This window comes from Pantoea stewartii subsp. stewartii (genome assembly GCF_008801695.1).
Lineage (GTDB): Bacteria > Pseudomonadota > Gammaproteobacteria > Enterobacterales > Enterobacteriaceae > Pantoea > Pantoea stewartii.
In genome coordinates this window covers 14,040-40,223 of record NZ_VZPF01000025.1, presented here as the reverse complement: position 1 = coordinate 40,223, position 26,184 = coordinate 14,040, and the positions used below count along the sequence as shown (strand labels likewise).

Below are 26,184 nucleotides of genomic sequence, written 5' to 3'. Positions count from 1 at the left end.
CGCGCAACGCAACGCGGGAAGTACACACAGCCATGAGCGTGGAATCTTCACCGCGTGAGGTGACGACCTCTGGTCGCGAAAATTTGTTACTTAAAGCGGCCGCGCCTCTGCTGAATGCGGTGGTGCAAATTCGTCAGGCTGCTACCCACGATGACCCGGCAGGTTTACGTCAGTCTCTGACTGATGAAATCCGCCTGTTTGAACAACGCTGCAAGCAGGCAGGCCTGCCGTTTGAGATGATCATCGGTGCACGGTACTGTGTGTGCAGTGCCCTGGATGAAGCCGCCGCGCAAACGCCATGGGGCACGCGCGGCGTCTGGTCCGGCAACGGCATGCTGGTGACCTTCCATAATGAAAGCTGGGGCGGCGAAAAGTTCTTCCAGCTGCTTTCACGCATTTCACAAAGCCCTCAGCAGCACCTTTGGCTGCTGGAAATTATTAATTACTGCCTGCTGCTGGGTTATGAAGGGCGTTACCGGGGCAGTGAAAAAGGCCGGGCGCAGTGCGACAGCCTGCGGGCAAGGTTAAAAGCGCTGATCGACGAAACCCGTGCGCAGCAAACCACGGAGTCCACGCCGCTGGTGCAGGTACATCCGCTGGTTAATACGCTGGCCCGTCCGATGGTGCCACTCTGGGCCTGTGCCATGCTGGTCGCCCTGATCGGCTGCCTGATTTACAGCGGACTCAACTGGCGGCTCGGCAATGCGGCTGAGCCTCTGCTGCGCAGTCTGTATAATATGCCGTTGCCACAAATCATGATGAATCGTCGCCCTTCTTCGCCACAGGCGCTGCTCGACTTACGTCAGCGGTTAAATGACGTGATCGCCGCCGGCCAGCTCGAAGTCAGCGACGGTGCGTTTGGCAGCAAAGTGATTATCCCGGCAGACAAGCTGTTTGCCGAACAGGGCACGGTGATTAATCCGGTGGGCCGGGCGCTTCTGGCGCGGGTCTCCGCAGCGATGAAAGACGTCAAAGGCACCATTCTGGTGTCGGTGTTTACCGACGATCAGCCTGTTGACGGCAGTCGGTTTGCCTCAAACTATGAATTCTCTTTCGCCCGTGCCCGGGCGATTAGCCAGTTACTGCAGGTGCAACTGGCCGATTCACACGTGCTCCGGTCAGAAGGCCGCGGCGACAGCGATCCGCTGCTGCCCAACGACAGCAGCGAGAACCGTACCCGTAATCGCCGTGTTGAAATTACGCTGTTTGCCGCACCTGAAACACTGAGTACTCACCAAGGAACACCCTGATGCGCGCTTCTTTCCGCTTATTCTTAACGCATCGGCTGCTGTGGAGCTTTATTGGCGTCACGGCACTGAGTTGCCTGCTGTGGATGCTGGGACCGCTTATCGCGTGGAATGAAACCCGCCCGCTTGAACCCGCGCTACACCGCAAGATTGTGGTCAGTCTGCTTTATCTTCTCTGGATTGGTTTTCAGTTGATTCCTGCGCTGTACCGTGCCTGGTTCAACAGTCGCCTGCTTGACCGGTTGCAGGTAGCAGAGAGCGACGATCCGGCGGAACGGCAGGCCACTGAGGCGCTGCTCAGCCAGCGCTTTAGTGAGGCGGCCATGCGCCTCAAGCGCACCCATTTTGGCCGACGCCAGGGCAGCCTGTGGGCACGGATTAACGCCAATTACCTCTATCAGCTTCCCTGGTATCTGATGATTGGTGCGCCGGGTGCCGGTAAAACCACCGCTCTGCTCAATGCCGGCCTGAAATTTCCCCTGACCGATACGTTCGGCAACGAGGCCGTTCGCGGCGTCGGCGGTACCCGACACTGCGACTGGTGGTTCACCGACAGCGCCGTGCTGATCGATACCGCCGGGCGCTATGCGTTACAGGAAAGCCAGCGGGCACGCGATGCCAGCGAGTGGCAGAGTTTTATCAATCTGCTGAAGCGCTATCGGGCGCGGCAGCCGATCAACGGCGTCATCCTGACCATCAGCGTCGCGGATTTACTCAGCGATTCGGCTGAGGCGCGTTACGAACAGGCGAACGCCCTGCGCGAACGGCTGAACGAACTGCATCAGCACACCGGTATTCATTTTCCCGTCTATGTCATGGTGACCAAAACCGACCTGCTGAAAGGCTTTATGAGTTATTTTGGCAGCATGGAGAAGGCCCGCCGCGATGCTATCTGGGGCTTCACGTTTCCCTGGGAAGCCGGTAAGCCACACAAGCAGGACTGGCATCTTCACTTCGAGGGGCAGTTTACCCAGTTAAAACAGCAACTGCAGCAGCAACTGGCCGGGCAAATGACCCATGAGCGCGACCTCAATGAGCGGGCAGAATGTTTTCTGTTTCCGCAGGAGTTTGCTTCGCTGCGTCCCCTGCTCAGCGAATACCTGGACAGCATTTTTTCCCCGCGTTCTGAGACCGTGGCCTGGAATCCTCGTGGACTGTTCTTTACCAGCGGTACACAGGAAGGTTTGCCTTTTGACCGCGTGATGGGCGAGCTGAGCCGCAAACTGCAACTGCGTCAGGCGGGGGCTCACTCGATTGCCGCCTGGGATCGGGTCAACCGCAACAGCCCTATTCCCGGCAATAAAGGCCAGAGCTTTTTTATTCGTGATTTGCTGAGCAATCTGGTGTTTAAAGAAAGTGGTCTGGCGGGCAGCAATCGCCGCTGGGAATACCGTAATCAGCTCCTGCACTGGATTGGCTATGGCATGCTGGCCGGGGCGCTGGTGATCATGAGCGGACTGTGGTTGATCAGCTACTATCAGAACCAGCATTATCTGCAGCAGGTTACCGCGCGCGTACCGGCAATTTCTGCACAAAGTCAGCAAGTGATACATCAGCCCGCTGATAATATTTTTGATCTGCTACCCTTTCTGAATAACCTGGTGAAGTTACCGGTGTCCGACCAGTTTTCTCTCGATAATCCGCCGCTTACTATGCGGGCAGGCTTATATCGTGGCAATCAGGTCAGCGATGCCGCCTGGGCGCTTTATCAAAATGCGCTTAAGTCTTTACTGCTGCCCCGGGTCGCTCAGCAGATCACCAACCTGCTGCGTAACGATCCCGGTGATGACAATGAATACAGTCGTAATGCGCTCCGCGCTTATCAGATGCTGTATCAGCCCAGAAACTACGATGGGGAATTTCTACGGGCCTGGCTCCTGCAAAATCTGCAGCGTTCGTTACCTGAAAAGGTCAGCGCGCGGGATTTGCAGCAGCTTGACTGGCACTTAAGCCAGCTACTCGATCAGCAAATTCAGTCTTCACCTTATGCGCGTGACAATGCGCTGATGATGCGCAAGCTGGCTGATAATTTGAACAATGCGGGGCGCGGCGGCGCGGTACTGGCGATTGCCCCCGCGAAGGCACAGCGCCCGACGACGCATAATCCATAATGGCGAGGTGAACATGTCTGTATCTCTGGCCCCTGGCTGGTTTGGCAAACTGCCCTCAACAGGGGACTTTATACATCATCGGCTCACTGAACAGGTCATCACGCCGTGGAATCACTGGTTTCAGCAGGGCCTCATTCACTGGCATCAGCAGGACGCGGCCGTGAGCGCCGATTTTCTGCGCGCGCCGGTGTGGAATTTTGTGTTACCGATCACGCCAACGCGTCAGCAGGTACAGATGGGCTGCCTGTTACCGTCATGCGATCGTGTGGGGCGCGCCTGGCCGCTGCTGGCCTTGCTGAGCTTTCCGCTCAGTCAGTGGCATCCGGCACAGTTAACGATCTCGGGAGACTGGTATCAGGATTTGGGGGCCACGCTGCTGAATGCCGTGACTCACGGCCTGAGCCCGGACCAGCTCGATCAGCACATCCAGGCCCTGGCTCCGCTGATGGTCCCGGTCCAGCAGCCGTCAGATATTATGGATGTAATCGGTTTCGCGGATTTGCCCTGCACACTGAGCTGGCAGGACGTCGCCGAACATTTCGACCCGCAGCAACACATAAGTTACTGGTGGAGCAACCGCAGTGACGGTTTCGTACATGCGACACACAAGCATAGCGGTACCCTCACGGCAGAACTGTTCTCATTACTGTTTAATCCGGCAGCAGGTGCACAGCCGGGACGCAACGGCCTCTATCCACCGATGTTCGAGTGAGACGTTGCCTTTGTCCTTCATAACGGGATAGCTCATGCAATTTACCATCGTTCAATGCACGTCTGATGTGCCGGTGAAAACCGTCACGTTTCATCCGCCGGGCGGCACGATCGGCCGCAGTCAGGATAACGATTTGGTGTTACCGGATGAAGCCCGTTCTATTTCTCGTCTGCAGGCGCTGGTGCACCTGTCCTGTAACGGAGAGTGCCGCCTGACTAATCAGGGCAGCGTGACACCGGTCGAACACAACGGTGTGCCGCTCAGCCGGGGAATGCAGGTGAGCCTGAAACACGGGGATGCTCTGCGCATCGGCGACTATGCCATCGACGTACGTGACCCTGCGGTACAGGGCATCAACAGCGATCCGTTGGCGTTTTTTAGCCATGCGGGCCCGCAGACGAATCCGCTGGATATCCCCGAATTTACTGAAGTCGAAGAGGTCGCTCAGGAACCTGTCGCCAGACGCCACGACCACCGGGGCGATGCCAGACTGGCCATCGATCCCCAGGCCGGTGAGTCCCGATATGCACCCTCGTCCGCCGCACACGATCACGACAACCTGGTCGCGGCGCTGCTTGACGGTATGGGACTAAGCAACGGCCACAATACGGTGATTAACGAAGAACAGATGCGGACCACTGGCCGCATGTTAAGTCTGTTTTCGCAGGGCACGGTGGCATTGCTGTCGTCGCGCTCTATCCTTAAACGGGGCGTCAAAGCGGAAATGACAATGATCCTGAACGAAGCGAATAACCCGTTCAAGATTCTGCCCTCGGGCAAAACCGTATTGATGCAGATGTACCAGAGCCAGATGCCGGGCTTTATGCAGCCTGAACAGGCGGTACGGGATGCGCTGGTGGATCTGCAGGCACATCAGTTGGGCATGATCGCCGGGATCCGCGCCATCATCGCCGCCATGTTGCAGTCGTTTAATCCGCAGGGGCTGGAGGAGCAGGCGAAGTCAGACGGTGCCGTGTCAAAAGTCCCGTTTACGCCTTATCAAAAAGCCGCACTGTGGGACTATTTCACTCGCCGCTATCAGCGCACTGCGGGTGAAATCGAAGACGATTTCCATACGCTGTTTGGTGAAGCTTTCCTTCATGCTTACGACATGGAGGTGAATCAGTACAAAGATTCCCAGGCGCGTACGGATGATGCATGAATATCGCGTTTGCCCAGCGAAGTCAGCAAGGTCAGCGTGATGAACATGCGGATCGCACCGGTGTGGTACTGGATGCCCATCAGGCCAGCTTCGTGGTATGCGACGGCGTAGCGGGACTGCCCGGTGGGGAACAGGCGGCACAACTGGTATGCGACAGCCTGCTGACTCAGTTGCACACCTGTCCGCACCTTACTCTCGCCTTCACACAGCAGGCGATAGAAACGTGCCGCTCTGTGCTTGAAATCGCACAGGGTAATAATCCGAATTTTGCCACGATGTGCACCACGCTGGCGGGCCTGTTTATCGACCGCACCCGACAGCGCGCATGGTGGGCGCACGCGGGCGACAGCCGGGTTTACCACTTTCGGCATGGCGTGCTCAATGCGGTCACCCGCGACCACAGCCTTGTGCAAAAACTGAGCGAGGCAGGCTATGAAAATACCGGAATTAACAGTAATTTACTTTATAATGCGCTCGGCACAGAACCTGCCCATCCTGTGAGCTTTTCTGACGAAATACTGCTGGAAGACGGCGATGCGTTTTTAGTCTGTAGCGACGGGTTTTGGCTCAATCTGACCACCCGGGAAATGGAGCAGACCTTGCGCATGGTGAATGCCTGTGAAGAGTGGCTGACGTTGATGGAACATGCCGTGAGCCGTGAAGTAAAGAAAGATAATCTGAGTGCGCTGGCCGTGTGGATCGGCGAACCGCAGGAGGCCACGCTGCTTTATTCGCTGGCTGACTCAACCCGTTTTCTGCCTTCTCGTGATGGATGAAAGAAACGCTATGAAAGTGTGGTTGCCCGCTCTGGCTACCTTGTTGATGGCCTTTACTGCGCAGGCGGAAAATTATCGCGTGGTGTACTCACCCAGCCTCGAACTGGAAGTGTATATCGACAACGTTGAAGGCAAAACGCCCGACGACTGGTGCCAGGAGACACTGCCACTGCGTATTGTCTCGGGTAAGAGCCAGAATGCAGAGATCCTTAAATCGTTCCTGCCGCGCGTCGGGACACTTTTAGCGAATCAGTGTAATGAACTGGACGTTCTGCCCTGGCAAATGACCAACAGCCAGGGCTGCGTGCTGGCTTCCGGCAGCGCCAGTAAATTGCAGAACTGGCGTCTGATTGTGAACGCCGATGCTGCCACAAGCAGTAACGTTCCGGTTGTCGCGTCGCGGCCAGCAGACAGCACCCCGTTACAGCATTTTGCGTTACCTGATGGCTGCCGCTTTCGCACCGCATGGGACGAAAACGGATTGTCGATCTTTGTCCCGCAAGGCGGTCGGTTGCGCTGCTCGTCGGAAGGCTGGCTCGAAGGCAACAGTGATATTACCGTCAGTGGACACGGCCAACCGCAGACGCTTGCTGTCACGTTTTACCAGGGTTACCCGATCGCCAGTCTGACCATTGCCGGTAACGCCCTGCAAATCGTTAGCGTCAATAAACAGCGCATGATTGTGACCCGTGCCGATGCGCCTGACAGCTGGCTGGTGCTGCCTTTCGACGATACGCAACATCTGTGGCGGTTTGAGGGCACCCTTCTGGTCAGAGCGGATAAAGCCACTGCGCAGCAGAATGCCAGCGCCCTGTCTGCACGGCTCGACACGCTGCGTAGCCGGTGGTCAGGCAGTTTACCGTCACAACAGAAAGTGAATGTGTTACTTGTGGACACCTTGCGCGCGGATCAGGTTGATCCCGGCGCAGGTGTCTGGCGTAACATCCATTAATTATCGCGTTGCCTGGCAAGCAGGCCCAGTTCAGAGAGTCCACTATGTCGGCTAATGACAATCAGAAAGCAGTACCGAATGCCTTGCCTGACGGATATCGCTTTAACGAGTTCGAAATCAAAGAGGTGATTGGCGGCGGCGGTTTCGGCATTGTCTATCGCGCATGGGACCATCAACTTGAACGCACCATTGCCATTAAAGAATACATGCCTGTTTCGCTGGCGGTCAGGACGGCGGATATGTCGCTGGAGTTGCGCGGTGAACGTTTTCAGAAGCTGTTTAATGCCGGTCTGAACAGCTTTATTCAGGAAGCCCGACTGCTGGCACGCTTCAATCATCCGGGCCTGTTGCATGTCCTGCGCTTCTGGGAACAAAACGGCACCGCCTATATGGGCACACTTTACTACAACGGCATGACGTTGAAAGAGTGGCAGTTAACCAGCCATGAGTCTATCACCGAAGACTGGATTCGCCGCTTACTGCCGCCCTTGCTGGGGGCTATCAATACCATTCATCAGGCTGGCTATCTGCACCGTGATATTTCGCTGGATAATATCCAGATTCAGGAAAATCAACTGCCGGTGCTGCTCGACTTTGGCTCCGCCCGCAAAGAGATAGGCAATCTCTCTGATGAAACCGAAATCATGCTGAAGCCGGGGTTTGCCCCCATTGAGCAGTACAGCGAAGAAGGCGAAGGTGAACAAGGCCCGTGGACAGACATCTATGCGCTGGGCGCGGTACTGCACACGCTGATTACCGGCTCCCCGCCGCCGGTCAGCGTGGTGCGCTGCATTGAAGACAACTATCAACCGCTGGTAGTGCGTAAGCCTTCAGGCTATTCGCTGCCGCTGCTGCATGCCATTGACTGTGCGCTATTGATGAAACCGCACGATCGTCCGCAGAGCATCGACGTGTTTGCTGCCCTCATTGCCTTACCGGTCAGCGATGTGGAGGCGGTCGTTAACAGTCTGCAACAGCGCAATGACGCGCAAAACCAACTGGACGCAGCCGCGGCCGACACGGTCCCACCGGTGGTCCTGGCGATGAATCACGGGGCGACGATGGCGGAACCGCTGACCGGACGCACAGTGCGTCGTCTGTCACCGGGGCTTCTGGCGCTGGCCGCCGTTGCCGTTATTGCCGTCGGCGCGGTGGTGTGGGTTGAAAACTCGCAAACCGCTTCGGTGCCGCAGGTGGCGAAACGCAGTGCTGCACCAGCGACCGGCACGGTGCCCGCGGGCCTGGCGATGGTTTACCTGAAACTGGCCGGTGATGAACAGGTGGTACTGAACGGTCAGCCCGTGGCCTTGCACGCCAGCAGCAACGGTTTTGCCGTGCTGAACCTGGCGGCAGGCCAGTACCGCATTGATGTGCATGCCGGGAATACGACGCGCAGTCAGTCCGTGGTAATTGACAGACCGGGCACCTGGCTGATTAACCCAACCCAGTGACCGGATGCTGCTGGCCTGGCGGGCGCGGATTACGCCTGTCTTGGCCAGTGCTGCTGCAGTTCACGCACCTGGTGCGCCAGGCGGATCAAATCGTCCTCCTGCATCCCGCGCTTAGTCAGTTCTTCTTCCAGCGAAAACAGGTACTGGGCGTTCGAGCCTAACGGTCCACTGGCCGCTGCGATCAGGGGCGCAACCGCCTGAGGACAGGTATCCGGTTCATAAAGCGGATGACGCGGATCCATAATAAAAACCAGCGCCGTCACGCGGCGTTGATCGTCCAGCACCAGCTCACACCAGGTCGGCAAATAGCAGCCGGTGATCATTTCACGCTTCCACAGTAATGCCAGTTCGTCGTGCAGCTGTGATTCCGGCAGGCGAAATGCCAGTCCCTGCGTAATGCCACCCTCTTTCAGCGCCAGCATGCGCCCCGGATGGGAAGCCGTGCCGCGCCCGGCTGTGAGGCGCAAGCAAAAGGCACGGTGCCAGCCGTGCAGCGAGGCCGATGCCACTTCATCGGCTTCAAATACCGGGTTCCACATCAGAGAACCGTAGCCGAAGATCCATACCGGGCTGTGATCGGGCCGACATGCCAGGGTTGCCGCCAGCGACGCCGCGCGCTGTTCACAACTCCACAGTAATGTCTCCTCAATATCACCAAATGATGTTTTACAATCCGCTTTTAATAAAAATTCCCGGGTAAGCAATGCGACCTCCTCGACTTTCACCACGTCCTGTGTAAGACACTCCTCGGTTCTGTTGCGTGAACATTCACAAATTTACGCTGTATTCATTAAACTGACATTAATTATTAACAAAATCAGTTTCAAGTAAGAGTGGGAATATCCGCTAAAAAATAGCCTTTATTTAACTATTAAAAGCGGCAGCTATAACACCCAAAAAAGTGTTTTACAGCGCGTAAAACGGTAAGGGCTGATGAGTTTCTTCACGGCATCCTGGCGTTCAGGATAACCCCTGCTCGCGCAACGTGAAGTAAACATGCGTAACGTGGGCGCGACAAGAAGCCTGAAACGTGGGCGATCAGAGGGAAGAAATGCGCGTGAGAACGGACATGATGCTGGCGGGACGGGACATATAAACGGGCCTGCTGTTCAGGCCCACAACGCAACACACTATTTTTTGGGATGCCATTTATCGTCATCCCCTTTTTCATAGTCATGTTTCACCGCTGACCAGGCCACTTTATGGGCCACTTCCTCGCGTGATTCATTGCCTCGTCGGTCATCGGGATCCTTATATTGTGACCAGGCATTGTTAAAGGCCTGCTGATAGATATCTTGGGCATGCGCTGGCAGGACGTGCTTAACGCTTTCTGGCAGGTCGCTTCGCTTAGCATAAGGCATCGTTTATCCTCCTCTAACATGATGGTTTATAAGTCTGGCGCAGATAAGCCAAAATGCAAACTGTGGTTTCTGCGCCTCTCCGCTTGTTATTTCTCTGTTCCGGCATTAACGATCACCTTATTGGGATGTATTTTGCAATAATGCGGAAGATTATCGCGAAAGAGGATTTACTTGATGACTGATTTATCTGTCAAAAGCGGGAATAAATTTTTATAAACCCCTTTTCAGGCTGAATGTGTGTTAAAGTAAAAAGCGGTAAATTTTCACCTGCTGTTCGATTGAAAAGTTACACTGCCTGACTTATATATTTCCCTGTCAGGGTGGGTAAATGAATTGCCCCTTTTATTCAGCAGCGAGGAGAGTGAATGCCTTTACATGAAAAAACACGTCACAAAGAGTTTTCACTGATACTTCCCCTTATTGCCCTGGGTGTACTCTATTTTTTTGGTGCACAAACCTCACTCCCGCTCGTCGTCGGCATTAATTTACTGGCGCTGGTTGCTATTCTCAGCAGCGCGTTCAGCGTGGTGCGTCATGCGGATGTGCTGGCTCACCGCCTGGGCGAACCCTATGGTTCCCTGATCCTCAGCCTGTCTGTCGTGATTCTGGAAGTCAGCCTGATTTCGGCACTGATGGCCACCGGCGATGCGGCACCTGCGCTGATGCGCGATACGCTCTACTCGATCATTATGATCGTGACCGGCGGGCTGGTGGGCTTTGCCTTACTGCTGGGCGGCAGAAAGTTTGCGACGCAATACGTGAATCTGGCCGGAGTAAAGCAATACCTGATCGCTATTTTTCCGTTAGCCATCCTGGTGCTGGTGTTTCCGAATGCCTTGCCGGGCGGAAATTTCACCGCTGCGCAAAGTTTACTGATTGCCGCTATTTCTGCCGCGATGTATGGCGTTTTCCTGTTGATTCAGACCAAAACGCACCAGAGCCTGTTTGTCTATGAGCACGAAGATGACAGTGATGATGGCGATCCTCACCACGGTAAACCTTCTGCGCACAGTAGCCTCTGGCACGCCATCTGGCTGATCGTGCATCTGATTGCGGTGATTGCCGTCACCAAGATGAATGCTAACCCGCTGGAGCATCTGCTGACCGACCTCAACGCACCGAAGCAGTTCACCGGCTTCCTGGTGGCGTTACTGATCCTCTCACCGGAAGGTCTGGGTGCCATCCGGGCCGTCCTGATGAACCAGGTACAGCGCGCGATGAACCTGTTCTTTGGCTCAGTGCTGGCCACGATTTCGCTGACCGTACCGGCGGTATCTATTATTGCGACGCTGACAGGCCAGGAATTGATATTCGGCCTGGAACCGCCGCAGATGGTCATTATGATTGCCTCTCTGATCCTGTGTCAGATTAGCTTCTCAACCGGCAGAACGAATGTGCTGAATGGTGCCGCGCACCTGGCCTTATTTGTCGGCTATCTGATGACCATCATGCTGTAATCTCACAAACCTGAGACGAAAAAAAAGAGCGAGAATTCGCTCTTTTTTCGTCTGCACTGCGGCTTATTTGCTGGTGTCCAGTGCCGGGAAGCTTTTCACCAGATCGTCAATCGCCTTCATCTGCACCAGGAACGGTTCCAGTTTATCCAGCGGTAACGCCGACGGACCGTCGCATTTGGCGTTGTCCGGCTCCGGATGGGCTTCAATAAACAGGCCCGCAATGCCCACCGCCATACCGGCACGCGCCAGTTCGGCCACCTGAGCACGGCGTCCGCCTGAGGCTGCACCGAAAGGATCGCGGGTTTGCAACGCGTGCGTCACGTCGAAAATCACCGGCGAGTTATTCGTCACCTTTTTCATGACGTTGAAACCCAGCATATCCACTACTAGGTTATCGTAGCCAAAGTTACTGCCGCGGTCGCAAAGAATAACCTTGTCGTTTCCGCCTTCGGCAAACTTGTCCACGATGTTGCCCATCTGACCGGGGCTGACAAACTGGGGCTTCTTGACGTTAATCACCGCGCCCGTTTTCGCCATCGCCTCAACCAGATCGGTCTGACGCGCCAGGAAGGCCGGCAGCTGAATCACGTCAACAACATCCGCCACAGGCTGAGCCTGCGCCGCTTCGTGCACATCGGTGATGATTTTCACGCCAAAGGCCTGCTTCAGCGCCTGGAAAATCTTCATGCCCTCTTCCAGGCCGGGGCCACGGTAAGAGTGGATGGAGGAGCGGTTGGCTTTGTCAAAAGACGCTTTGAAAACGTAAGGAATGCCGAGTTTGTCGGTCACGTTTACATAGTGCTCGCAGATGCGCATCGCTAGGTCGTAGGATTCCAGCACGTTCATGCCGCCGAAGAGAACAAATGGCAGATCGTTTGCGACCCTGATATCACCAATACTGACAACTTTCTGTGTCATGCCCTTTCCTTATCTGGGGTGACGCTTAATGCAGCGTCACGCGTTTTTGTTCGATTGCGTGAATCTGGACTTTAATCATTTCGCTGACCGGATCCTCAGGACACTGTTCAACGAAGTAGGTTAAGTCCGTTAACGCGATATGATCGCACTCAAGCTGTGCATAGATTAATCCCCGATCGCGAATTTCATAGGGATCGTCCGGGTCAATGCGCAACAACACCTGGCTGACGTTCAGGGCCAGCTCCATCTGCTTCTCTTCCATCAGCGCCGCTTTCAGCGTATCCAGCATTTTGCGCATTACGCTGACGGTTTTGGCTTCATCGAGATCGTCATCATACAGACGCGCCAGCGGGCTGATATTGCCTTTCAGCCATACTTCGAGCGTATGCGTATCCAGGGTTTCCCCGTTGAAGGGATTAATCAGCCACTTGTCGCCATCCAGCCAGTCGGCGCGCAGAATCAACTGCGTCGGGAAAATCACCGGCATCAGGGGCAGTTCCAGTTCCGCCGCAATATGCAGCAGAATCACGCCCAGTGACACGGCGGATCCCTGACGGGTTTTCAGCACTTTATCCAGCCAGAGTGCATCAGACAGATTATACACGCCGCTGGCACCGCCAAATTTCCACTGCTTGTAAAACAGCTCCAGCAGCTTTTCGAGCTTTAAATCCGCATCCTGTTGGTCGCTGACGTAATCCCGGGCTTCAGCCACTAACGCCGCTAACTGTTGTTCGACCGACAGGGTCGGAAAATCGGTGCGAATGGCTTTGGTTGCACCCATCACCGCCTCACAGAGCGGTGTTTCACTGTAATCGAGTTGTTCGGTGGAGCTCATACTATCCCCAATAACGGCATTTTACTCAGTGCCAGCTTAATGATCGTCACCAGCGCGATTAAGGCGACCACAAAGGCTATCCAGCGGGTGCGATCAGAACGAGGGCGGCGGCTCAGCGCCACGGACCCAAGGGCAATATAGATAATAACGCCTAACAGCTTCTCCGTCAGCCAGCTTCCCTGAGGTGAAAACGGATAGAAGTGGGTCAGCATTACCAGCGCTGTGCCGCTCAGCAGCAGCAACGTGTCGTTGACATGTGGAAGAATACGGACCCAGCGGCGTTGCAGTATGGCTGCGCCAACGCGCTGCCAGTAGAAGCGCAGCAGAAACAGCGAAACCGTGATCGCCACGGTCAGCAGATGCAGGTTTTTTAGCAGTGGGTAATAAGTAAACATCATTCATCCCTGTGATTTTACGTTGCGGCACTATACCGGTATCGGCGCGGTCTGCCCAAATGTGACCCGGGGATTGCCACCGTAATCCTTCACCGTGTCCACCGCCTGATAGTGGTGCTGGCACATCAGTTGACGCACCGCCTCATCCTGCTGCCAGCCATGTTCCAGTAGCAGCCAGCCACCCGGCTGTAACCAGGCGGGTGACTGTGCGATCAGCCACCGGAGATCGGCCATGCCCGCCTCATCTGCCACCAGTGCGCTGCGCGGTTCAAAACGCACATCGCCCTCCTCCAGATGGTGATCGCTGGCATCAATGTAAGGCGGATTACTCACGATAAGATCAAATCGGGTCGGGGTGAGCTGTGCAAACCAGTGGCTGTGCACAAACGTCGCGTTAGCTATCGCCAGATGCGCAGCGTTATCCTGCGCCAGCGCAACGGCAGCAGGGACACGATCAACGCCGATCACGGTGCAATCGGGCCGTTCGCTGGCAATCGCCAGGGCAATGGCACCGGTGCCCGTGCCGAGATCCAGCACGCGCGCAGGTGCGGCAGGCAATCGGGCCAGCGCCTGTTCAACCAGGATCTCGGTATCCGGCCGCGGGATAAGTGTGGCGTCGCTAACCCTCAGCGGGAGCGACCAGAATTCGCGCTCGCCAACTAAATGGGCGATCGGTTCTCCCCGGGCGCGCCGTGCCAGCAACGCCGTCAACTGTTGTAACTGCGCGTCACTGAGCAGGGTTTCATCAAAAGCCACCAGCCAGCTGCGGGGTTTGCCTGTGACATAACCCAGCAGGATTTCCGCATCACGCTTCGGGCTGTCGCCCCCACACAGCGTGGCAACCGCCTGTTTGAGCCAGTGGCGAATATCCATTAATCCTGACCGGCCAGCGCCGCCAGTTGGTCAGCCTGGTATTCCTGAACGATGGGTTCGATCAGGCTGTCCAGTTTACCTTCCATGGTTTCATCCAGACGATAAAGCGTCAGGTTGATGCGGTGGTCGGTCACACGGCCCTGCGGGAAGTTATAGGTGCGGATACGATCGGAACGGTCACCGCTGCCCAGCAGGTTACGGCGGGTGCTGGCTTCAGCTTCGTGACGTTTTGCCATTTCGGCCGCATGAATACGTGCGCCCAACACCGATAAGGCTTTTGCCTTGTTCTTGTGCTGAGAGCGTTCATCCTGACATTCCACCACAATACCGGTCGGCAAGTGGGTAATACGGATCGCGGAGTCGGTGGTGTTAACGTGCTGCCCACCGGCACCGGAGGAGCGGAAAGTATCGATTTTTAAATCTGACGGGTTGATCTCGGGCAGCTCCGCTTCCGGCAGTTCAGGCATCACCGCCACCGTACAGGCAGAGGTATGAATACGGCCCTGGGATTCCGTCTCGGGTACGCGTTGTACGCGATGGCCGCCGGATTCAAATTTCAGTCGACCATAGGCACCGTCACCCATAATACGGGCAATCACCTCTTTATAGCCACCGTGCTCACCATCGTTAGCGCTGACGATTTCCACCCGCCAGCGACGTGACTCGGCGTAACGGCTATACATACGGAACAGGTCACCCGCAAAAATGGCCGCTTCGTCGCCGCCGGTACCGGCACGGACTTCGACAAAACAGTCGCGCTCATCGTCCGGATCTTTCGGCAGCAGTAACAACTGCAACTGTTGCTCCAGCGCGTCGGTTTTCTCACGCGCCGCCTGCAGCTCTTCCTGCGCCATATCGCGCATTTCAGGATCGTCGAGTAACATTTTAGCCGTCTCGATATCATCCTGGTTCTGCTGCCAGTCGCGGAAGCAGCGCGTGACATCGGTCAACTGAGCATATTCACGCGACAAAGCACGAAAGCGTTCCTGATCGGCAATGACGCCTGCATCGCCCAGCATTGCTTCCACTTCTTCGTGGCGCTCCTGCAGCGCTTCCAGTTTCGCAACAATAGAGGTTTTCATTTAACTGTGGGATTCCCGTAACAGAAGACGACAGCAGTGTGCCTAATCGAGACCCAGGCTGTCGCGTAAAATCTGCAGGCGTTCGCTGTCGCCGTCGCGCGCGGCCTGCTGAAGAGATTTGGTCGGTGCATGAATCAAACGGTTGGTCAGCTTGTGGGCCAGTTCCTGCATCACTTTTTGCGGATCGGCACCCTGCTGCAGCGCCTGCAGCGCACGGCCTTCCAGTTCAGCGCGGATATCATCCGCCTGAGCACGGTATTCACGAATAGAGTTGACCGCGCCCTGGGAACGCAGCCAGGTCATGAAATCGCTGCATTCCTGCACCACGATACTTTCGGCCTGCACCGCAGCGGCTTTGCGCTGGGCAAGGTTCTGCTCAATGATGGCCTGCAGATCGTCAACGCTGTAGAGATAGGCATTCGCTAACTTGCCCACTTCCGGCTCTACGTCGCGCGGCACCGCAATATCCACCAGCAGCATTGGCTGGTTACGGCGCGCTTTGAGCGCCCGTTCCATCATGCCTTTACCAATGATGGGCAAGGGACTGGAGGTGGAAGTAATGACGATGTCGGCATCGGCCAGGCGCGCGTCGATGTCCGCAAGGCCAATCACTTCCGCGCCCACTTCTTTCGCCAGCGCGTCCGCGCGTTCGCGGGTACGGTTGGCAATAATCAGTTTTTTGACCTGATGTTCGCTCAGATGACGCGCCACCAGCTCGATGGTTTCCCCCGCGCCAACCAGTAACACGTTGACGGTGGAGAGGGACTCAAAGATCTGCCGCGCCAGCGTACAGGCGGCAAAGGCAACGGAAACGGCGTTCGCGCCAATCTCCGTTTCCGTACGCACGCGCTTGGCAACCGAGAAGGTTTTCTGGAACATACGTTCCAGTTCACTGCTCAGTGCATGACCGCGCTGCGAATCGGCAAAGGCTTTTTTCACCTGACCTAAAATCTGCGGCTCGCCCAGCACCAGCGAATCCAGCCCGCTGGCGACGCGCATAAGATGACTGACGGCCTCATTGTCCTGATGCCAGTAGAGGCTGTTACGTACATCCTCTTCATCAAGCTGGTGATAGTCACACAGCCAGCGCACCAGACGTTCCTGCAGATCGACCTGTTGCTCTACACTCAGGTAGAGTTCGGTTCGGTTACAGGTGGAGAGCACGACGCCACTCTGCACCATGGGCTGGGATAACAGGCTGTCTAAGGCCTGTTCCAGCGACTCCGGCCCGAACGCAACGCGTTCGCGCAGAGCAATGGGTGCAGTTTTGTGATTGATTCCGAGAGCGAGCAGCGTCATGGCGATTTAGGTTGGGTTGTCCCAATAATCTCAGGGTTTTGTGAAGCGCATTCTACAAGATGCAGCAGATCAAGAAAAGCCATACAAAGGCTATGACTGTAATAAGATTAAGCCGATCATAGCGATTTTGCCGTATAACAGCATTGACGGTTAAAATGCGGATGGTTAGCGTTACCTGTTACCAATGAAAAATGAGTCCGAGGAGATGACCACTTGATGCTTACTTCCCCACGCAATCTGTTGCGCCTTTTACCCCTGGCCGGTGCTGTTCTGCTGGCTGCCTGTAGCATCAATAAACCACAAGGTCCCGGCCCGAGCGCCACTGCACCCCAATGGCAACATCATCAGCAAGCGGTCAGTAAAGTGACGCAGTACCAGACGCGCGGCGCGTTCGCCTATCTGTCGGACAAACAAAAAGTCTATGCCCGCTTCAACTGGCAGCAGACCGCACCTGACCGTTATCGTCTGCTGTTAACCAACCCGTTAGGCAGCACAGAACTGCAGCTGGATGCGCAGGGTTCTGTGGTGCAGATCGTGGATAGCCAGGGCAAACGCTATGTCAGCAACGATGCGCAGAAGATGATCTCGCAGCTGACCGGCATGGATATTCCGCTGACCAACCTGCGTCAGTGGATGATGGGCCTGCCGGGCGATGCGACCGACTACCAGCTTAACGATCAGTATCAGTTGCGCAGCCTGAACTATCAGCATGATGGCCAGACCTGGCAGGTGACCATCGCCGGCTACGACAGCAACGTCACCCCTGCGCTGCCGGCCAGCCTGGAGCTGAAAGAAGGCGATCAGCGCATCAAGTTACGTATGGATAGCTGGACGCTGAAATGATCACCACCTGGCCTGCTCCGGCAAAACTGAACCTTTTTTTGTACATCACCGGGCGCCGGGCGGACGGTTACCATAACCTGCAAACTCTGTTTCAGTTTCTGGATTATGGCGACAGTCTGGAGATTGTTCCCAATCAGAGCGATGCCATTACCCTTCTCACACCCGTGTCCGGCGTGCCGGATGCTGAAAACCTGATCGTGCGTGCCGCCGACATGCTTAAGGCGGCTGCCCGGGAGAAGGGAACGCTACCGGCACAGGCGGGTGCGCGGATCGCTATTGAAAAGCGTTTGCCAATGGGCGGTGGACTGGGTGGCGGTTCTTCTGACGCCGCTACGGTTCTGGTGGCGCTTAATCATCTCTGGCAAACCGGTTTTTCGCCGACGGAACTGGCACAGATGGGCGTGAAACTGGGTGCGGATGTCCCGGTGTTCGTTAAAGGGCACGCCGCCTTCGCCGAAGGGGTCGGCGAGGTGCTTTCTCCCGCATCGCCTGCCGAAAAATGGTATCTTGTTGCCCATCCCGGCGTCAGCGTGGCCACGCCAGTGGTCTTTAACGATCCGGCACTTCCCCGTGACACGCCCGTGCGCACTTTATCAGCACTTTTACAGGCCCCCTTTCTTAACGATTGCGAATCAGTAGTAAGAAAACGTTTTCGTGAGGTTGATGAGCTTGTTTCATGGCTGCTAGAATACGCGCCGTCGCGCCTGACAGGGACAGGTGCTTGTGTGTTTGCTGAATTTGACACCGAGTACGCTGCTCGCCAGGTGCTGGAACTTGCCCCGTCATGGGTGCGCGGTTTTGTAGCCCGAGGCGTTAACGTCTCGCCGTTACAGCGCACTCTGCAAGGCGATTAGCGATAGCGTGACTGTGTCACCCTGTTCCAGATACAGCACGTTTCGCACTCACATACCCGTGTGAACGATCACGACAGTATTCGCCGGTTACTGTCATGACGTTCATTCTCTGGACGCAAAGCCTGAGGTTCTTCTCGTGCCTGATATGAAGCTTTTTGCTGGTAACGCCACCCCGGAACTAGCACAACGTATTGCCAACCGCCTTTACACCAGCCTGGGCGACGCCGCTGTCGGTCGTTTCAGTGATGGCGAAGTAAGCGTACAAATTAATGAAAATGTACGCGGTGGTGATATTTTCATCATCCAGTCCACCTGTGCTCCCACCAATGATAATTTGATGGAACTGGTCGTGATGGTCGACGCGCTGCGTCGTGCTTCAGCTGGTCGTATTACCGCTGTTATCCCCTACTTTGGTTATGCCCGTCAGGACCGCCGCGTGCGTTCTGCGCGTGTGCCTATTACCGCCAAAGTCGTGGCTGACTTTCTTTCCAGCGTCGGCGTTGACCGTGTTTTAACGGTTGACCTGCACGCTGAGCAGATCCAGGGCTTCTTCGACGTCCCGGTTGATAACGTCTTCGGCAGTCCCATTTTGCTGGAGGATATGTTACAGATTGGCCTGGAAAACCCGATTGTTGTTTCGCCTGACATTGGCGGCGTGGTTCGTGCCCGTGCTATTGCGAAACTGCTGAACGACACCGATATGGCCATCATCGACAAACGTCGCCCGCGTGCGAACGTTTCTCAGGTCATGCATATCATTGGTGACGTTGCGGGCCGTGACTGTGTGCTGGTCGATGACATGATCGACACCGGCGGCACACTGTGCAAAGCCGCGGAAGCGCTGAAAGAGCGCGGTGCCAAGCGCGTGTTCGCGTACGCGACGCACCCTATCTTCTCCGGTAACGCGGTGGAAAACTTACGTAAATCTGTCATCGATCAGGTTATCGTGTGTGACACCATTCCGTTATCCGAAGAGATGAAGTCGCTGCCAAACGTCCGTACCCTGACGCTGTCAGGCATGCTGGCAGAAGCCATTCGCCGCATCAGTAACGAAGAGTCCATTTCGGCAATGTTCGAACACTAATCTTCGCAGGTCGGACACGCTGTCCGGCCTTTTCTTTTGTCTGTACCTCTCCCCTTCCGACAAAGCTGCTTGATTCACAGAAATTTTCGTTATGAGTCACCGCCGTTATTGTCACGCTTACTACGAAAAACTCTTTCGCTGAAATTATCTTATCTGCTCTTTTGCCATTCTGCGTTGAGTGGTACTTTGCCCGCACTTTTTATTGCGATCGTTTTCCACTATGAACCTCGACGTCTATACGTTATTTATTTGCGAACTCTACGTACTGGGGTTTATGAGTCTGATCCTGGCATTTGCCTGGGTCGGTTCGCATTACGATCGCACGCTGGGCTATGTTTGCGTGGCCATTTTACTGACGCTGGTCGCCTTTATTCTCAGTAGCCTGCGCAGCCAGGGCTATCAGTTTTTACCGGTGGCCATGAGCAACGTGTTGCTTATGCTGGCTTACGGGGGATTGTTCAGCGCGTTTCGCACCTTTTGCGGTAAGCAGCCGGGGATGAGTGGTCTGGTCGGGGCGCTGATCTGGTCACTGCTCTGCCTGATTCCGGGATTTTATTACAGCTTATCGCTGCGCGTACTGGTGCTCTGCCTGCTCTGCATCGGGTATACCGGAGCGCTTATCTATTTTCTCTGGCTGGCGCGGCGCCATATGGATGCAACGTTCTGGCCTGCCCAGCTCCTGCTCTGGATTCACCTGATATTCCATGTGGCTCGCATATTTCTGGATAATTCCCGCCCGGTTGGCGTTCAGGGCGCGATAAGCGGCTCGAATTTCTCCGTCTATGTGATTATGGAATCCATGCTGTTTGTCATTGGGTTTACCGTGACGATTCTGGCGATGGTCAATAAGCGGACGCGCAATGCGCTGAAAGCGGCTTCACTGCACGATCCTCTGACCAATATCTGGAACCGTCGTGCGCTGTTTACCAGCGCCGAGGTGATGATTAAAGCCTGTCAGAAGCAGAATAAAGCGCTGACGGTGGTGTTATTCGATCTGGACCATTTTAAAGGTATTAATGACCGCTACGGGCATCATCAGGGCGACCAGGTTCTTATTGATTTCAGTCACCGTGTGTCCGGCATGCTGCCTGAAGGGGCGCGCTTTGCGCGACTGGGCGGCGAAGAATTTGCCGCCCTTCTGCCGATGAAGTCAGCGCAGGCTAACGTCTGGTGCGAGCAGGTGCGCCAGGCGATCCACCTTTCCCGACCGGGGCAGATTCCCTATTCCGTCAGCATTGGCTTCTCTACCGCCGACAATCGCCACATTGATTTTGGCGAACTGATGGCGCTGGCTGACAAAGCGCTCTATCAGGCAAAAGCCAAAGGCAGAAACCGAACCCAACCCTGCCTGACGTTGCCGGGAACGTGATTATGACGAGTGGTGGCTGCGGCGGCAGCGTTTATCGCCATAATGCCGCTCCCAGTAATAGCGATCTTCGACTTTCTCACGACCGCTAATACAGGCACCAGCCAGCCATAACAGTGCGCCAAAGAAAATCCCAAACATCGCCCCCTGCGCCAGTATCTGCGGCAGATTTAAAGAGGGAAGTTGGTTAATAATCGAAAAACCAACGCCGAATACCATGGTCACTAAGCCCAGTGCCATTAAGGCATTTCCTGCCATACGTGAGTGATGACGTTTCATCTTTCACCTCCTGACGGTGCGGTCCGATGAGCGCACACAATGTTAACCTGTCAGTAGTTTAGGCAATGACAGCAGGCTAATTTGTGCACTTCGTCACACTCAGAGCAGGATAAGTGTGACCAAAGCATAATTACAGCTTATTGATTTAGATGAAAAACAATTAATCACCGACACTAATAATTCGTGGCTCACACTTTGTGATCCGCAGCCTGGCACAGTAAACTACTGCCCTTTAGTGATAACAGCAGGATATTCCTTGTGAGCAGCATTAAACTGATTGTCGGCCTGGCGAATCCCGGTGCGGAATATGCCGCCACGCGCCATAACGCGGGTGCGTGGTATCTGGATTTGCTGGCTGAGCGGCACAATCAGTCGTTAAAAGAAGAAGCCAAATTTTTCGGTTATACGGCGCGACTGGCGCTGGCGGGCGAAGATGTCCGACTGCTGGTGCCCACCACCTTTATGAACCTCAGCGGCAAAGCGGTCGCGGCGATGGCGACCTTCTACCGTATTGCGCCCGAAGAAATTTTAGTGGCGCACGATGAACTCGATCTGCCGCCGGGCATTGCGAAATTCAAACAAGGCGGCGGTCACGGCGGTCATAACGGCCTGAAAGACATCATCAGCAAGCTGGGCAATAATAATAACTTTCATCGTCTGCGCATCGGCATCGGCCATCCCGGTGACCGCAACAAAGTGACCGGATTTGTGTTAGGCAAACCGCCCGCCAGCGAGCAAAAGCTGTGCGATGACGCCATTGATGAAGCAGCGCGCTGCACCGAACTGTGGCTGAAGGAAGATCGCATTAAGGCAATGAACCGCCTGCATGCCTTTAAGCCTGTCTAATCGCCCCGATTGTCGCGAATCTGTGTATAATGCGCCAAAATTATCTTACGTTTCCGGCGGCGCCTGCGTTCAGGCGTTGCCCATCCAGCTATAAAGGGTATTAAACCATGGGATTCAAATGCGGTATCGTGGGCCTGCCAAATGTCGGTAAATCCACTCTGTTTAACGCGCTGACAAAAGCGGGTATTGAAGCGGCGAACTTCCCCTTCTGCACCATTGAACCCAACACGGGCGTTGTACCTATGCCAGACCTGCGTCTGGATCAGCTGTCCGAGATCGTCAAGCCACAGCGCGTGGTTCCGACTACCATGGAATTCGTCGATATCGCCGGTCTGGTAAAAGGTGCATCAAAAGGTGAAGGCCTGGGCAACCAGTTCCTGACCAATATCCGTGAAACCGAAGCGATCGGCCACGTGGTTCGCTGCTTTGAAAACGACAATATTATCCACGTGAATAATAAAGTCGATCCGGCTGATGATATCGAAACCATCAACACCGAGCTGGCGCTGGCGGATCTGGACACCTGTGAACGTGCACTGCAGCGCGTGCAGAAAAAAGCCAAAGGTGGCGATAAAGACGCGAAAGCGGAACAGGCGGCGCTGGAGAAATGTCTGCCTCATCTGGAAAACGCGGGCATGCTGCGCGCGCTGGATCTGACCGATGAAGACAAAGCCGCCCTGCGTTATCTGAGCTTCCTGACGCTCAAGCCCACGATGTACATCGCCAATGTCAACGAAGATGGCTTTGAAAACAACCCGTACCTGGATAAAGTGCGCGAAATCGCCGCCAAAGAAGGTTCTGTCGTTGTGCCAGTCTGCGCCTCTGTCGAATCTGATATCGCCGAACTGGAAGACGAAGATCGTGACGAGTTTATGACCGAGCTGGGTATCGAAGAGCCAGGCCTGAACCGCGTGATTCGTGCCGGTTACGCACTGCTGAATCTGCAGACCTATTTCACCGCCGGCGTCAAAGAAGTACGCGCATGGACTATCCCTGTTGGCGCCACCGCCCCACAGGCCGCCGGTAAAATCCACACCGACTTCGAGAAAGGCTTTATTCGCGCACAAACGATCGCGTTTGAAGACTTTATTACCTATAAGGGTGAGCAAGGCGCGAAAGAAGCGGGCAAGATGCGTTCAGAAGGCAAAGAGTACATCGTTAAAGATGGCGATGTGATGAATTTCTTGTTTAACGTCTAAATAAGTTTTGTTGTCTCATGAGGTGTCATAACACCCCATGAAAACCACCTAAACCCTTAAAATCCACGCCATTGCGTGGATTTTTCATTCCAAATTGTCCCATGTTATTCCATGAAAGCGCATTCTAAAATGAGTACATAGATGAGTACAAATCGTTTCCATTATCATTTTAGGTGAGTACAATGATAATCTAGTAAATAGACATGGATCCGCTATGCTCACTGATACGCAATGCCGCACTGCTAGGTCGAAAGAAAAACTCTATCGACTCAACGACTTCAACGGTCTCTACCTGGAAGTGAAACCTAGCGGCAAAAAAGCATGGCGTTATCGATTTAAACTCAACGGTAAATCAAGCATGTTTGCGTTGGGTGAGTATCCAGCAGTAAAGCTCGCCGAAGCACGAGTAAAATGCGAGCAAGCGAGAAAGCAAGTTGCAGATGGAATCAACCCGGCACTGGCTCGTCAGTTAGATAAGATCCGCAAGGTCAATGATGCATTAAACACATTTGAGCTAATCGCCAAAGAATGGTTACAGATGAAAGACTGGGCAGAAATAACTAAAACTCGCCGACTGGATATGCTTGAACGTGTGGTATTTCCCTCAATCGGTAAGCTTCCTGTCAGAGAAATCAACTCACACCACATTCTTAAAATTCTTCAGGAAACTGCTAAACGCGGCGCACCAACTGTTGCCGCAGAAGCCCGACGTACCATATCATCGGTTTTCGAGTTAGCAGTGGCAACGCTTAGAGCTGATAGTGATCCTGTCTGGTCTGTGCGCAAGGCGCTTCCCGCGAATAAGACACAGCACAAACAAGCATTGAATACGAAGCAAATCAGTAAGCTATTAAGCTGTTTTGATAACAGTCGCGGCTCATATCAGGTTAACTATTGCATGTGGCTAATGTGGTGGACATTGGCGCGACCAACCGAAGTCACCGAGGCAGAATGGGAAGAATTCGATCTTGACAACGCACTATGGATCATTCCGGCAACGCGCATGAAAGCTCGCAGGGAACATGTTATTCCCCTTCCCTCCCAAGCCGTCAACATGCTCAGAACACTACAAGGATTAACCGGGCACCGACAGCATATTTTTCCGGGCAGGGATAACCCGCTAGGCCCAATGACATCGCACTCTCTGCGTCAGCTACTCAAAAGCCTCAGTTGGAGTGGAACTTACAGCCCTCATGCCACCAGAACTACGGGCAGTACACGTTTAAACGAGATGGGCTATCGACCTGATGCTATCGAAGCTCAGTTAGCGCACGCTGATACAAACAATGTTCGCCGCACGTACAATCATGCAACTTACATCGATGAACGAAAAGCGATGATGCAGGAATGGGCAGATAAGCTGGACGAGTGGGTAGCAGAATACGATTAGTACTTATTTAATCCAGGCAATTTCTTCTTTTTCTTTGCTCATCATCGGCACATTTCCGCTGCGGTGAAACGGCAATTCACATCGCCTTCTCTTGTGCGAAAAGTATTCCGTATGTTCTTTCTGCTGAATGTAGCGAAAGTCTTAAATACCCGCGTTGCGGTGCGTTTCGAACCGTACTTTACACTTAAAAGGATTTATTGACACTGCGCCCGGCAAGCGCGTTTTCCTTTCCTGTCTGATTATCTTTATGACATAAACCGAGGCTCTGCCCTGCTTTCAACAGGCGTACCTCTGGGACTGACGTAGGCGCTTTTATTCCGTTTTCCCGATAAAAAATGGATTCACAGTCAGGCGTGCGCTGACCTGGCTCCCGGCCCGCGAGGATGTCGGGCGACTAAGAGGTAATCTGGCAGATGAAAAAGGGGCCAGCGCGCTGGCCCGGATCTTCAGGATAAGGTTTGCGTTTCAGGCTGACGCTGACTGACCAGGCGTGGATGGAGAAACAACATACGTCCTGGCCCGCGATTAAGTAACGACCAGACCAGCAGCGACAGCAGTGTGCATACCGCCACACCGGTCACCGGCATCAGCAGCGCCCAGGCCCAGCTAAAGCCGGCATTGCCGAACCAGCCGAAATGCAGCGCCAGTGTGATAGCGCTCAGTCCGAGCAGTTCGATAAAAATGCGGTGTAACACATAGATTTGTAATGTATTTCGACCGATAGCGTTCAGCCAGGTCATTCTGAAATGCGCATTGAGAAAACGACACAGCACGATGCCAAACACGATCGTCAGCAGGCTGTAAAACGGGTTTTTATAGATGCCACCTGCATGATGGGCGATGCCGACAAGTGCAATCGCGCCAAGCCACAGCCAGTGACGTCCCTTGAGGGCGCTCAGTTCAATTAGCCTCGCGCTGAAAAATACGCCCAGCAGGAAATACAGAGAGTTCTGCGCCACGCTGGCCAGGCCCCATCCGGGGATCAGGTTAAACTGCGCAGCGTAGTTCGCCGCTATCGCCGCCGCCAGCAGAACCCTTTTCTGTTGATGGAAAAGCTTAGTCACCAGGAAAAACCCTGCCAGCGCGTACAGGTACCACAGGCTGGTCATCGACAGCATCAGCAGCTTAATAAACTCAAGAGGCGAATCCGCATAGGCGGCATTTTTGCTACTGGACAGCCGTTCGCCTAAATGGGTGGAAATGTAGTGGATACTCAGCCACTGAATCACGCCCCACAGCAGGTAGAGGTAAACAATATTGCTGAATTTTTTCGTAAACACTTCCTGCCAGCTTTTCTTCACGACCGCGTTAGCGGCCAGCAACCCAGACACAAAGAAGAAAGCGGGCATACGCAACGGCGAGAGCCAGGTATTAAACGCCACCCATCCTTGTGCCGGTAGCAGACCCGCGGTCAGATGATGAAGCGAGGGTGCGAACGTGGTGATGATGGCGTGATGCAGTACGACAAGTAAAATGCACCCTCCTTTGAGGGTATTGATCCAGAGGATTTCCTTCCTGGAGTGAGTCATTATAACGTCCCGACAGCGCGATGAATTTGTGAAGAATTATTAATATTTTCACTGTCACCTCAATCGGGGAGGTCTTAAAATTTACACTCTGTTACGTCATTGAAATATCATTTAGTATAACCGAAGCGATAACAACAGGTTAAGGAAAGACCAGCCGTAAATT

Annotated in this window: 25 protein-coding genes; 15 read left to right on the top strand and 10 right to left on the bottom strand. The window is 54.6% G+C overall.

All coding sequences use genetic code 11. The features are described 5' to 3' along the window. Positions 1 to 32 precede the first annotated feature (32 nt). From icmH to F7Q90_RS09235, 7 genes are read left to right on the top strand one after another with little or no spacing between them, the layout of a single operon-like run. Complete coding sequence (gene icmH, locus F7Q90_RS09265) at positions 33 to 1,250, top strand: type IVB secretion system protein IcmH/DotU (RefSeq protein ID WP_006118917.1); 1,218 nt, start codon at positions 33 to 35, stop codon at positions 1,248 to 1,250. Continuing rightward, on the top strand, positions 1,250 to 3,358 hold the full coding sequence (gene tssM, locus F7Q90_RS09260; RefSeq protein WP_006118916.1) for a type VI secretion system membrane subunit TssM: 2,109 nt from the start codon (positions 1,250 to 1,252) through the stop codon (positions 3,356 to 3,358). The genes icmH and tssM overlap by 1 nt, the downstream gene beginning before the upstream one ends. Positions 3,359 to 3,371: 13 nt before the next feature. Further along, on the top strand, positions 3,372 to 4,070 hold the full coding sequence (gene tagF / locus F7Q90_RS09255) for a type VI secretion system-associated protein TagF (protein WP_006118915.1): 699 nt from the start codon (positions 3,372 to 3,374) through the stop codon (positions 4,068 to 4,070). A gap of 34 nt (positions 4,071 to 4,104) precedes the next feature. Beyond that, on the top strand, positions 4,105 to 5,232 hold the full coding sequence (tagH, locus tag F7Q90_RS09250) for a type VI secretion system-associated FHA domain protein TagH (RefSeq protein WP_006118914.1): 1,128 nt from the start codon (positions 4,105 to 4,107) through the stop codon (positions 5,230 to 5,232). After that, complete coding sequence (locus F7Q90_RS09245; protein WP_006118913.1) at positions 5,229 to 6,008, top strand: PP2C family protein-serine/threonine phosphatase; 780 nt, start codon at positions 5,229 to 5,231, stop codon at positions 6,006 to 6,008. Before tagH ends, F7Q90_RS09245 begins: the two co-directional genes overlap by 4 nt. A 10-nt stretch (positions 6,009 to 6,018) precedes the next feature. Next, the gene (locus F7Q90_RS09240; RefSeq protein WP_006118912.1) at positions 6,019 to 6,960 is read left to right on the top strand and encodes a hypothetical protein; all 942 of its coding nucleotides are present in this window, start codon (positions 6,019 to 6,021) and stop codon (positions 6,958 to 6,960) included. Positions 6,961 to 7,004: 44 nt separating this feature from the next. Beyond that, on the top strand, positions 7,005 to 8,411 hold the full coding sequence (locus F7Q90_RS09235; protein ID WP_006118911.1) for a serine/threonine protein kinase: 1,407 nt from the start codon (positions 7,005 to 7,007) through the stop codon (positions 8,409 to 8,411). A 29-nt stretch (positions 8,412 to 8,440) separates the two neighbouring features. Here the strand turns inward: F7Q90_RS09235 and F7Q90_RS09230 are convergent, their stop codons facing one another. After that, positions 8,441 to 9,115 (bottom strand): gamma-glutamylcyclotransferase, encoded by a 675-nt coding sequence (locus F7Q90_RS09230; RefSeq protein WP_006118910.1) that lies wholly within the window; start codon positions 9,113 to 9,115, stop codon positions 8,441 to 8,443. Positions 9,116 to 9,541: 426 nt separating this feature from the next. Further along, positions 9,542 to 9,772 carry a putative cation transport regulator ChaB gene (gene chaB, locus F7Q90_RS09225; protein ID WP_006118909.1) on the bottom strand — a complete coding sequence of 77 codons (231 nt, stop codon included), beginning with the start codon at positions 9,770 to 9,772 and terminating at the stop codon, positions 9,542 to 9,544. 365 nt (positions 9,773 to 10,137) lie between these two features. On the opposite strand from chaB, the gene chaA reads away from it, so the two are divergent. Continuing rightward, on the top strand, positions 10,138 to 11,229 hold the full coding sequence (chaA, locus tag F7Q90_RS09220; RefSeq protein WP_006118908.1) for a sodium-potassium/proton antiporter ChaA: 1,092 nt from the start codon (positions 10,138 to 10,140) through the stop codon (positions 11,227 to 11,229). A 63-nt stretch (positions 11,230 to 11,292) separates the two neighbouring features. On the opposite strand, the gene kdsA is transcribed toward chaA, so the two are convergent. Genes kdsA through hemA form a run of 6 tightly spaced genes read right to left on the bottom strand, consistent with a single transcriptional unit; the run spans position 11,293 to position 16,631 of the window. Further along, positions 11,293 to 12,147, bottom strand: coding sequence for a 3-deoxy-8-phosphooctulonate synthase (gene kdsA / locus F7Q90_RS09215; RefSeq protein ID WP_006118907.1), 855 nt, complete (start codon positions 12,145 to 12,147; stop codon positions 11,293 to 11,295). Positions 12,148 to 12,172: 25 nt separating this feature from the next. Then, positions 12,173 to 12,982: an invasion regulator SirB1 gene (gene sirB1 / locus F7Q90_RS09210; RefSeq protein WP_006118906.1), complete on the bottom strand. Its 810-nt coding sequence runs from the start codon at positions 12,980 to 12,982 to the stop codon at positions 12,173 to 12,175. After that, positions 12,979 to 13,377 carry a SirB2 family protein gene (locus tag F7Q90_RS09205; protein ID WP_006118905.1) on the bottom strand — a complete coding sequence of 133 codons (399 nt, stop codon included), beginning with the start codon at positions 13,375 to 13,377 and terminating at the stop codon, positions 12,979 to 12,981. The genes sirB1 and F7Q90_RS09205 overlap by 4 nt, the downstream gene beginning before the upstream one ends. Before the next feature lie 30 nt (positions 13,378 to 13,407). Beyond that, entirely contained in the window at positions 13,408 to 14,250 is an 843-nt protein-coding gene (gene prmC / locus F7Q90_RS09200; RefSeq protein WP_006118904.1) for a peptide chain release factor N(5)-glutamine methyltransferase, read from the bottom strand. After that, on the bottom strand, positions 14,250 to 15,332 hold the full coding sequence (gene prfA, locus F7Q90_RS09195; RefSeq protein WP_006118903.1) for a peptide chain release factor 1: 1,083 nt from the start codon (positions 15,330 to 15,332) through the stop codon (positions 14,250 to 14,252). The genes prmC and prfA overlap by 1 nt, the downstream gene beginning before the upstream one ends. 42 nt (positions 15,333 to 15,374) lie before the next feature. Then, positions 15,375 to 16,631, bottom strand: a complete 1,257-nt coding sequence (gene hemA / locus F7Q90_RS09190; RefSeq protein WP_006118902.1) for a glutamyl-tRNA reductase — start codon at positions 16,629 to 16,631, stop codon at positions 15,375 to 15,377. 216 nt (positions 16,632 to 16,847) lie between these two features. Between hemA and lolB the strand changes: the two genes are divergently transcribed. The 4 genes from lolB to F7Q90_RS09170 all read left to right on the top strand — a co-directional run bounded on the left by lolB (position 16,848) and on the right by F7Q90_RS09170 (position 20,781). Then, on the top strand, positions 16,848 to 17,474 hold the full coding sequence (gene lolB, locus F7Q90_RS09185; RefSeq protein ID WP_006118901.1) for a lipoprotein insertase outer membrane protein LolB: 627 nt from the start codon (positions 16,848 to 16,850) through the stop codon (positions 17,472 to 17,474). Beyond that, the gene (ispE, locus tag F7Q90_RS09180) at positions 17,471 to 18,328 is read left to right on the top strand and encodes a 4-(cytidine 5'-diphospho)-2-C-methyl-D-erythritol kinase (RefSeq protein WP_006118900.1); all 858 of its coding nucleotides are present in this window, start codon (positions 17,471 to 17,473) and stop codon (positions 18,326 to 18,328) included. The genes lolB and ispE overlap by 4 nt, the downstream gene beginning before the upstream one ends. A 136-nt stretch (positions 18,329 to 18,464) precedes the next feature. Next, complete coding sequence (prs, locus tag F7Q90_RS09175) at positions 18,465 to 19,412, top strand: ribose-phosphate diphosphokinase (RefSeq protein ID WP_006118899.1); 948 nt, start codon at positions 18,465 to 18,467, stop codon at positions 19,410 to 19,412. A gap of 220 nt (positions 19,413 to 19,632) precedes the next feature. Then, entirely contained in the window at positions 19,633 to 20,781 is a 1,149-nt protein-coding gene (locus tag F7Q90_RS09170) for a GGDEF domain-containing protein (protein WP_006118898.1), read from the top strand. On the opposite strand, the gene ychH is transcribed toward F7Q90_RS09170, so the two are convergent. Further along, complete coding sequence (ychH, locus tag F7Q90_RS09165; protein WP_006118897.1) at positions 20,782 to 21,057, bottom strand: stress-induced protein YchH; 276 nt, start codon at positions 21,055 to 21,057, stop codon at positions 20,782 to 20,784. 258 nt (positions 21,058 to 21,315) lie between these two features. Here ychH and pth point away from each other — a divergent pair, with 258 nt between their 5' ends. The 3 genes from pth (at position 21,316) to F7Q90_RS09150 (ending at position 24,492) form a co-directional block, all read left to right on the top strand. Beyond that, the gene (pth, locus tag F7Q90_RS09160; RefSeq protein WP_006118896.1) at positions 21,316 to 21,903 is read left to right on the top strand and encodes an aminoacyl-tRNA hydrolase; all 588 of its coding nucleotides are present in this window, start codon (positions 21,316 to 21,318) and stop codon (positions 21,901 to 21,903) included. A gap of 107 nt (positions 21,904 to 22,010) precedes the next feature. Next, positions 22,011 to 23,102 carry a redox-regulated ATPase YchF gene (gene ychF, locus F7Q90_RS09155; protein ID WP_006118895.1) on the top strand — a complete coding sequence of 364 codons (1,092 nt, stop codon included), beginning with the start codon at positions 22,011 to 22,013 and terminating at the stop codon, positions 23,100 to 23,102. Between the two features lie 214 nt (positions 23,103 to 23,316). Then, positions 23,317 to 24,492: a tyrosine-type recombinase/integrase gene (locus F7Q90_RS09150; protein WP_006118894.1), complete on the top strand. Its 1,176-nt coding sequence runs from the start codon at positions 23,317 to 23,319 to the stop codon at positions 24,490 to 24,492. Between the two features lie 446 nt (positions 24,493 to 24,938). Here the strand turns inward: F7Q90_RS09150 and F7Q90_RS09145 are convergent, their stop codons facing one another. Further along, positions 24,939 to 26,021 (bottom strand): acyltransferase family protein, encoded by a 1,083-nt coding sequence (locus F7Q90_RS09145; RefSeq protein WP_006118893.1) that lies wholly within the window; start codon positions 26,019 to 26,021, stop codon positions 24,939 to 24,941. Between the last annotated feature and the right edge of the window lie 163 nt (positions 26,022 to 26,184).